The sequence below is a fragment of the Neobacillus drentensis genome, assembly GCF_036965645.1.
GTDB lineage: Bacteria > Bacillota > Bacilli > Bacillales > Cytobacillaceae > Neobacillus > Neobacillus drentensis_D.
The window spans coordinates 1-4,938 of record NZ_JBALPZ010000188.1; the positions used below are offsets into that span (position 1 = coordinate 1).

6 protein-coding genes are annotated in these 4,938 nt (G+C 35.7%); 5 read left to right on the plus strand and 1 reads right to left on the minus strand.

The window, feature by feature from the left end; translation table 11 throughout:
• The first annotated feature begins 78 nt into the window (after positions 1 to 78).
• Complete coding sequence (locus tag V7266_RS27300; protein WP_335472363.1) at positions 79 to 972, plus strand: AraC family transcriptional regulator; 894 nt, start codon at positions 79 to 81, stop codon at positions 970 to 972.
• Between the two features lie 84 nt (positions 973 to 1,056).
• Here the strand turns inward: V7266_RS27300 and V7266_RS27305 are convergent, their stop codons facing one another.
• Positions 1,057 to 1,992 carry a helix-turn-helix transcriptional regulator gene (locus V7266_RS27305; RefSeq protein ID WP_335472364.1) on the minus strand — a complete coding sequence of 312 codons (936 nt, stop codon included), beginning with the start codon at positions 1,990 to 1,992 and terminating at the stop codon, positions 1,057 to 1,059.
• Positions 1,993 to 2,147: 155 nt separating this feature from the next.
• Between V7266_RS27305 and modA the strand changes: the two genes are divergently transcribed.
• The 4 genes from modA to V7266_RS27325 form a co-directional block, all read left to right on the plus strand.
• Complete coding sequence (gene modA / locus V7266_RS27310) at positions 2,148 to 2,960, plus strand: molybdate ABC transporter substrate-binding protein (protein WP_335472365.1); 813 nt, start codon at positions 2,148 to 2,150, stop codon at positions 2,958 to 2,960.
• A 386-nt stretch (positions 2,961 to 3,346) separates the two neighbouring features.
• Positions 3,347 to 3,829: a hypothetical protein gene (locus tag V7266_RS27315; RefSeq protein WP_335472366.1), complete on the plus strand. Its 483-nt coding sequence runs from the start codon at positions 3,347 to 3,349 to the stop codon at positions 3,827 to 3,829.
• Between the two features lie 242 nt (positions 3,830 to 4,071).
• A complete protein-coding gene (locus tag V7266_RS27320; protein WP_335472367.1) occupies positions 4,072 to 4,524 on the plus strand; it encodes a MarR family winged helix-turn-helix transcriptional regulator in 453 nt (150 codons plus the stop codon).
• A 25-nt stretch (positions 4,525 to 4,549) separates the two neighbouring features.
• A partial coding sequence (locus tag V7266_RS27325; protein WP_335472368.1) for a GNAT family N-acetyltransferase occupies positions 4,550 to 4,938 on the plus strand: 389 nt, incomplete at its 3' end.

The following is a 4,938-nucleotide window of genomic DNA, read 5'->3' on the forward strand; positions in this document are numbered from 1 at the left end:
ATTTTATATGATAAGGGAAAAACCCCTAAAATAATACCCGAATTGAATGAAAAAATATAAGTATATTGAGGTGGATATATGCAAATTAAAGATTTTAAGGTTGACCAAAGTTTAAAAGAATTAACAGAACATCGTACAGTTGTGTTACCCATAGCCTGTTATGAAACAACGATTAACCAAAATATCAATGGATATATACCACTTCATTGGCATGATGAATTTCAGTTTGTTCTAGTTGTAAAAGGAGAAGCCATTTTTCAAATAAATGAAGAAAATATTATGGTTCAGGCAGGCGAGGGGCTATTTATCAATAGTGGCTGTCTGCACATGGCGAAAGAGAAGAATGATTCGGGCTGTGCCTATATTTGTTTAAATGTTTCCCCAAGTTTCGTTTTATCCCAAGAACTCTATTCCGCCTTTGTTAACCCTTATTTAAAGGCGACTAATCTTCCTTATTTATACTTGGATTCAAAGGAGCTTTGGGCGAATAATATTTTGAGTACCATTATGAAAATCAATCAGTTGATAAAAGAATATCCACCATACTATGAAATCGACATTAGCCTGTATCTCACGTTGATTTGGAAGAACCTCATTATGAATGGGATTCCATTAGAGTACGAACAAACGGAAGTGCTAAAGAGTGCTCGAATGAAGCAAATGTTAAATTGGATCCATCTGCATTATGCCGAGAAAATCCTTTTAGACGATATTGCCCGAGCTGGTCAATTAAGCCGGTCTGAATGCTGTCGATATTTCAAACGGATATTAAAGAAAACCCCTTTGAATTATGTAATGGACTATCGAATTCAAAAAAGTTTAATTTTACTGCAGCAACCCGATTCCAATGTGACAGATGTTGCCTATCAAGTAGGATTTAACAGCACCAGTTATTTCATTGATAAATTCCGAAAGTTGATGAACATGACACCATTAGCCTACAAAAAAATAAAAATAATGGATCGTTTGTAAAGTAGAGAGATTTTCCTCTAGGGAGTTTGGTTGAACCATAAAAGGAATCATAATCAAAAAGAGGCTACTCAATTCAGCAGCCTCTTAATAGGTCTCATAAATAATCTTTCCTGTTTGAGAAATGTCATAATCTCCTAGAGAATCCACTTCTGCTTGAAACTGATGGGAAGATAAAATATTCTTTACTGTACTTATTAACTGTTCAGTCTCTGACGTTTTTAGAATAACCAAGTCATAACGTTCTGTTATCAATGGCACAAAATCGATTCCAACAATTTTGGCAGCTTTTTCAATTCCAATTCCTACATCTGCTAGTCCAGCAGAGACAGCAGATGCTACACTTAAATGGTTTGACTCTTCGTGCTCGTATCCCTTAATGTTACTAGAAGGAATTTCGTTGATTCTAAGCTGTTCATCAAGAAGAATCCTTGCTCCTGAACCTCTCTCTCTATTAATTATTTTTAAATCTTGACGATTTAAATCAGCCCAAGAGGTAAGATTTAAAGGGTTTCCCTTTTTAACATAAAAACCTGCTTTTCTGGAAAGTAGATTGAGTAAAATATAGGGATAGCCAATTAGAATTTTCTTTATGTATGGTAGGTTGTATTCTCCTGTATCCCCGTCAAACATATGCAAACTAACGATGTCACAATCTCCATTGTACATAGATATAAGACTATTTAAACTTCCAGTATAAGAGCGTAATGGTTTATATGCAGAGTTTTTCTCAATGTATTTACCGAGAATATCTAATACTAAGTCTTGTCCACTAATGACAATGTTGTATGAATCCCTTGTTTTATTCCTGTGAAGTTCCTGCTCAGATGCTTGCAATTTTGTACTTTGAGTGGTCTTATGACTCTTAATATAAATATCTAAGTCTTTTGCATCAATTCTCATCTGTCTTCCTACACGGAAAACAGGCAGTTCTCCTTTTTTTACAAGGTCATAAAGGGTTAATTTTGAGACTTTTAAAAGCTGTGACACCTCTTCAATCGTATAGGAAAGCTCTTTTGACATATGCATCCCTCCCCTTTGTATTTTACCTTACTGCTTAAAAAAAAGTATATTTTAGATTATAAATAAAAAATGTGATTTCTTTTACATTTTTCTACTTTCTGTTTAGTTATAATTAGTTATAATTGGTTATATCTAATTTGAAAGGGAGAGGGATAATGAAAAAATTATATTTTTTATTTTCTTTAATGATGTTACTATTACTCGTCATTTCGGGGTGTTCAACGAATGATCAATCTAAGACAACGGAAGGGCAGAAGAAACAAGCAGCTAAACAAGAGAAAGTGGAACTGACGGTTTCTGCTGCTGCGAGTTTACAAGATGCTTTAACGGATATTAAAGCAGAATTTCAGAAAGAACATCCTAATGTAATAGTAAACTTTAACTTTGGAGCTTCAGGGGCACTTCAGCAGCAAATTTCTCAGGGGGCACCTGTTGACCTGTTCTTTTCAGCAGCAGAGGATAAATTTCAAAAATTAGTACAGGACGGACTTATTGAAAAGAAAAACGGAACAGATTTGGTAGCTAATGACCTTGTGTTGGTAGTACCAAAAGATTCAAAGAAAGGAATTAATACATTTGAGGACCTCACCAAAGCTGATAAAGTAGCACTCGGTACCCCAGAAACTGTACCAGCAGGACAATATGGGAAGGAAACATTAAATAAGTTAAATGTTTGGAAAGGGATTGAAGGGAAAGTAGTCTATGGCAAGGATGTTCGCCAAGTGCTTACATATATTGAGACGAACAATGTTGACGCAGGTATTGTTTATAAGACAGATGCATTGATATCTCAAAAAGTTAAAATTGTAGCCACTGCAAAGGATAACACACACCAGCCAATCATTTATCCAGTAGGTGTTATTAAGAATAGCAGCCATCTTAATGAAGCCCAACTATTCTACGATTATCTCCAAAATGATAAATCTATGAAGACCTTAGAAAAGTATGGATTTAAAGGTCTTAAATAATTGGATGTGTTAAAGGTTACTGTTGATTTTGACACAATGTTGATTGGAGCGGATAAGCTCGACTCCTGTGGGAGTAGGGCCCCACAGGCGCTTTAGCGCCGAGGAGGTTTCCCGGCACGCCCACGGGTTTGCTGACCGACTGGAGCGGAAATCGACATTCAAGATTAACACAGCCCAATAATTAAGAAGGGCAAATAGCTTTTGGACACCTGTAAGACTGTTGAAACAGTCGATACGGATATTGAGAATGCCGCTCGTGTAGACGGAGCAAATGAATTCAGTTTATTAGGATATATATAAATAAAACATTTTTGTTGGAACAAGTTTATAGATGGATACCCAAAGAATATGATGTTGTGAAAATAAATTGTAGGAGAGTGCATTTTATGTATCCTAGTCATCTCCATCTATACTATAACCTTCCATATAGCCAAGATGCTTATCAAACTGGAGCTTCATACCAAGCCGATTATTATTCGACCCTTGATCCAAGACAATTTGGCGGTTTTCAACCTCCGACAGCCCCGCCGCCTGGTCAGCATGGTCCGACAACACCACCGCATGGTCATCATGGTCCGACAGCCCCGCCATCGGGTCATCATGATCCAGAAGCTGGACCGCCAACATCTCCACCGCCATCGGCTGTTCCTCAACAAACGCACACTGTAGGTGCATTTGCAGTAGACCCAGGCAGCATGATTAGATGTTTACACAGATACACGTATGTATGGTTAAGAGGTTTTGAGCAATTTTGGTTTTATCCGACATTTATTGGCCGGCACTCTGTTTCAGGCTATCGCTGGACTGGACGTAGATGGGTTAATTTCGGAATTAGCCTAAGGCAAATTCAATCGTTTACTTGCGTTTAAAAAGGTTCCGTCTATTTTTTGCTCCTATCCAAAACAGATTTAAAAAAATTGTAATTTCTATAAAATGTGCAAAATCTTAAGGATCCAGCTGCCATCATGGCGGCTGTTTTTTATGTGGTAACTGGGGAGGTTTAATAAGGGAAACAATATCTTTATCATTATATTTTGTTGCAAATACAATAAAAATGCTATAATATTTACTAAAGTATTGATCATTACAAGAAATAGATGGAGTTGTATTTATGAAGGAAATTCTACGCGAAATTGGAATGATTGCTCGGGCATTAGATTCTATAAGCAATATAGAATTTAAAGAATATGACCTTACAAAAGGGCAGTATTTGTACCTGGTGCGTATATGTGAAAACCCAGGAATCATTCAAGAAAAGTTAGCTGAGATGATAAAAGTAGATCGAACAACAGCAGCTCGTGCTATAAAAAAGCTTGAAATGACTGGTTTTATTGAGAAGAAAGACGATCAACATAACAAAAAAATAAAGAAGCTCTTTCCAACAGATAAAGGGAAAAAGGTTTATCCTTTTATTAGACGAGAAAATGATTATTCCAATACCGTTGCATTAGAGGGATTTTCCGAAACAGAAGTAGAAACCATTTTTACACTTCTTCAAAGGGTTAGAAAAAATATAGAAAAAGACTGGGAATTTGTCAAAAAGGGAAACAAGAGAAATTATTAATTAAACAAAGGAGCGACATTTTTAAATGACTATTAATACAAAAAAATGCACCCTTGAAGATTCACGCACACTTCAAGAAATTAGTTATGAAACATTTAATGACACATTTAAGCATCAGAACTCACCCGAAAATATGATTGCCTATTTAGAAAGGGCATTTAACTTAAAACAAGTAGAAAAAGAATTATCCAATAGTTCGTCGCAATTCTATTTTGTTTATGTTAATAATGAAGTCGCTGGATATTTAAAGATTAATACCAATGATGCTCAGTCTGAAGAAATGGGTGAGGAATCACTTGAAATTGAGAGGATTTATATAAAGAACAAATTTCAAAAACATGGGCTTGGAAAAAATCTGTTAAATAAAGCTTTGGAAATAGCGTTGGAATGTAATAAAAAGAAAATCTGGCTAGG